Source organism: Flavobacterium sp. (assembly GCF_028712645.1).
Lineage (GTDB): Bacteria > Bacteroidota > Bacteroidia > Flavobacteriales > Flavobacteriaceae > Flavobacterium.
In genome coordinates, this window is the sequence record NZ_JAQTPQ010000349.1 from 1 (window position 1) to 2,971 (window position 2,971).

The 2,971-nt window shown below is 34.5% G+C and carries 3 protein-coding genes and 1 pseudogene; all 4 read right to left on the reverse strand.

Annotation, left to right across the window (positions count from 1 at the left end):
• Window positions 1–647, reverse strand: a 647-nt coding sequence (locus PHC28_RS17645; protein WP_300103620.1) for an ABC transporter permease, incomplete at its 3' end; no start/stop codon positions are given.
• A 102-nt stretch (window positions 648–749) separates the two neighbouring features.
• Window positions 750–1,598 (reverse strand): annotated as a pseudogene (locus PHC28_RS17650) (glycosyltransferase family 2 protein).
• A gap of 30 nt (window positions 1,599–1,628) precedes the next feature.
• Window positions 1,629–2,150: a methyltransferase gene (locus tag PHC28_RS17655; protein ID WP_300103623.1), complete on the reverse strand. Its 522-nt coding sequence runs from the start codon at window positions 2,148–2,150 to the stop codon at window positions 1,629–1,631.
• 66 nt (window positions 2,151–2,216) lie between these two features.
• Window positions 2,217–2,971 (reverse strand): 3-oxoacyl-ACP synthase III family protein (locus PHC28_RS17660; protein WP_300103625.1); only part of this gene is annotated, 755 nt, incomplete at its 5' end.

A 2,971-nucleotide genomic window follows, 5' to 3' on the forward strand; every position in this document is an offset into this window, starting at 1 on the left:
CCGCCTTTCATATAATAACCATGAAAAGAAGGAATTGTTGCCAGTAATAATGCAAAAATTAATGTTTTAATAAAAGCATAGGTAATATGAAAAGGATTGAATTCGAGTTGCGCACCATTAATAAATTCAACACTTGAGGTGAAACCTCCATAAACTGCTGCCATCCAACCTCCAAGAATCCCCAAGAACATACTTATACCAATGACAAAAGGATAAAGTAGTAAGGCAATTATTTTTGGAAAAACAAGATAGTTCAAGGAATTTACACCCATAACTTCCAATGCATCAATTTGTTCTGTAACACGCATCGTTCCTATGCTTGACGTGATAAACGAACCCATTTTACCTGCCATAATTATAGAAACAAAAGTGGGAGCAAATTCTAGTATTACAGATTGTCGAGTGGCAAATCCGATGAGGTATTTTGGAATTAATGGATTGGTTAAATTTAGAGCCGTTTGAATGGAAACAACACCACCAACGAAAAAGGAAATGAAGGCCACGATTCCAAGTGAATCAATAATTAAATCATCAATTTCTTTGAAGATAAGGTTTCTCATAACAGGCCACTTAGTCTGTTTGCTGAAAATTTCTTTCCACATCAAAAAGTATTTTCCAATCTGTGATAAATAACGAATAAGCATCATAGTTATATAATTATTGTCAAAAATAGTTATAAGTTGTGAGTTATGAGTTATGAGTTATCGCCTTTTTTAAAATAACTCAATCCAGAGAAAGAATAACAAATGCTATAAAATCTTTTCTTTCATTTTCTGAAGACGATATTTTCTGATGAATTTGGCTTGTTCTTTGTTTACCAATTAAGGAGTTTTTGCTGATTTAGCTTTCAAAAAACCTTTTATATAATCTAAAAACAACAATGGCTTTTTCTTCATCATAGCCAGTTTTACTGAAGCAATTGCTGTTATAAAAAAACCGTAACCCAAAGTATAAAAAGCTTCGCCTTGCTTGTACCGAGCGGTTTTATTGTAGTTGGCACCAGTGGGTTTCAGGTGTTTTACTTTCAAACTTTCGTCGGTAACTACTTTCCAACCATAGAATTTGCACAATAATTCATCAACTGTGTCCCAGCCCATTGCGGGTTTCAAACCTCCAATTTGTTGAAAAGTCTCTTTTCGATAGGCTTTTAGTGCGCCTCTAATATGGTCTTTGTCGGTTAGGTTTTCTAAAATCCAATCGCCATTTTTTTCGATGTAACAAAATCCTCCCGCCATTCCGATTCTTGCGTCAGATTGAAAATGTTTGATGATAGTTTCGAAATAATTAGGTGGAAAAATCAAATCGGCATCTATTTTTACAATGATATCATAATCTTCATCCAAAGTTTCAAATCCTTTCAGAAAGGCTTGAATTACTTTGCTTCCTGGTAAATGTATCGCTTCGGAAGTTTTGTTTACCAAAGAAATAAATGGATTTTCTTTGGCGAAAGCTAATACTATTTCGGCTGTTTTGTCTGTAGAATTATCATTAACGACTACAATTTTTGATGGCAAAACAGTTTGCGAAATCAAAGATTGTAAGGTTAAAGCAATAAGAGCTTCTTCGTTATAAGACGGAATGACAATGTAATATTTCATAAGCTTTAAACTGAAAATTGCGATTGAAAACTATTTTCTTTCAGCGTAAACAATATAATATCGTGGCGTAAAAAATCGCAATAAAGGACGGAAACCAATTTTCTTGACAGGATGTGTAAATTTTTGGCTGTCAATAATTTTCCAACCTGTTTTTTCCAGAAGCCAATCCAATTGCCAATCTTCAAATTCGTGGTAATGTCTGTCCCACATATCTGTTTTGCTGCGATAAGCTGGCGAAAACCATAATCGTAAAGGAATTGAAATAAGCAATTTGTCGGATTTTACATTTTCTAATATCGTGTACGGATTAAGTAAATGCTCGAAGATTTCGAAAGCAGTAAAAACAGAATAGTTTTCGTTTTGCAATGCGGTTTGATTGTTGTCTAAATCTTCTCCCGTGGTATTTTTTACTTGAAAACCTTCGGCTTTCATAATCTTAGAAAACGGATTTTCTACTCCTAAATCCAAGATGGTTTCGGTTGTAGAAACGTGTTTTTTTAGAAATTCTAAAGTATGGTTGAATCTTTTATTCGGAAAAGTTTTTTCGTACATAAACTGATGTTTGTAGTTTGTGGTTTATAGTTGTGCTAAAACCACAAACTACAAACCACAAACCTTTTAATATCTATAAACAAAGGCGTTAATATTCATCCCAGCTCCAACGGATGCAAAAATGACAACATCTCCCTTATGTATTTCTTGATTTTCTATTTTTCCTTGAATTAATAAATCCAAAAGCGTTGGAATCGTCGCCACACTGCTATTTCCAAGTTCATGAATGCTCATTGGCATAATATCTTTTGGTACTGATTTTCCGTATAATTTGTAAAAACGGTGAATGATGGCTTCATCCATTTTTTCGTTGGCTTGATGAATCAGGATTTTTTTCACGTCATCGATGGCTAATCCACTTTGATCTAAACAGCTTTTCATTGCAGCAGGAACTTGGCTCAATGCAAATTCATAAATTTTACGTCCATACATTTTGATGTAACGAACATCTTCATCTAAGTCTGGACTGTATGATTTCCCAAAGAACAAATAGCCAGCTTCATCATAAGCATAAGTGGCACTTTCATAAGCCAACAATCCAGTTTCGTTGTCAGATGCTTCAATTATTGTTGCTCCAGCTCCGTCAGAATAAATCATTGAATCTCTATCGTGTGGATCGACCACTCTCGAAAGGGTTTCGGAACCTATTACTAAACATCGTTTTGCCATTCCAGATTTGATGAAAGCATTGGCCTGAAGCACACCTTCTATCCAGCCAGGACAACCGAAAAGAATGTCATAAGCAACACATTTTGGATTTTTTATTTGGAGTTTGTGTTTAACTCGTGTGGCTAAACTTGGAATCATATCAGATTGATTTG